The sequence below is a fragment of the Kistimonas scapharcae genome (assembly GCF_039540975.1).
Classification (GTDB): domain Bacteria; phylum Pseudomonadota; class Gammaproteobacteria; order Pseudomonadales; family Endozoicomonadaceae; genus Kistimonas; species Kistimonas scapharcae.
The window spans coordinates 1-793 of record NZ_BAABFL010000196.1 but is presented as its reverse complement, the minus strand read 5'-3'; the positions used below and the strand labels follow the sequence as shown (position 1 = coordinate 793).

Below are 793 nucleotides of genomic sequence, written 5' to 3'. Positions count from 1 at the left end.
AAACAGCGTCATCACCGCATCATTTATCCAGCCATGCAACGAGCGCTCAAACGCCAAAGTACCTATATTTATTCCAAGCGATATATGCCATAAGCTATTAAACAATTCTCGCAGCGGTGAGTTTGCTAACGATAATGCCAATAGGGTAGATAGCAGCAATACTACTCCTGCAGCTGCTTCAACTTTAATAAAACGAGTGATGGGTTGAACCACCCAATCAATATGCTCTTTTGGCAACTGCGTTGGATGGCCCCGCATATCATTCATCAATTTACGATTCATCTTTCCCACTTTGAGATAATGGTGTTCTTTCCTCGCCATTCAATGCAAAATTGACATCGGGATTAGATTGATCAGCCCTTGCATAATTGATGGCGTCTTCAAGTTCTCCATATTGATACTGTTTATAGTGGTAAATGTTTACCTGCTCACAAGTAATGCCATATTTTTTCATCTTGGCTAAATTATCGTTTTTCATTATCGCTGAATCCGTTTGTTTAAATAGGATCGGATCGTTACTGCTTGCGCTTAGACCCATTCTGACTTTGCATAGCGTTTTGCTGTTTAAGATTTTTGGCTTGAATCCCATTTAGAAATTTAAATAAGTCACTATTCGTCGATAAAACCAATGTTGTGTTTTCTGAGATAACCGTAGAATAAGATTGCATGCTTCTGGTGAACTCATAGAGACTCGCAGCCTCAGGACTTCGATTGTAAGCGAGCGCATAAATCTCTGTTGCCTTTGCATCTGCCAAGCCGCGAATTTCTTCTACTTGTTGATAAGCTTCTGATT

General features: G+C 40.0%; 2 protein-coding genes and 1 pseudogene. All 3 read right to left on the bottom strand.

Translation table 11 applies throughout. The features are described from left to right. Nucleotides 1-282: Na+/H+ antiporter NhaA (locus ABD892_RS10380; protein WP_345195551.1), on the bottom strand; the 282-nt coding region annotated here is incomplete at its 3' end. Further along, nucleotides 272-478, bottom strand: a complete 207-nt coding sequence (locus tag ABD892_RS10375; protein ID WP_345195550.1) for a hypothetical protein — start codon at nt 476-478, stop codon at nt 272-274. The genes ABD892_RS10380 and ABD892_RS10375, both read right to left, overlap by 11 nt. A 37-nt stretch (nt 479-515) precedes the next feature. Then, a pseudogene (locus tag ABD892_RS10370) lies at nt 516-793 on the bottom strand (hypothetical protein); the annotation flags it as partial.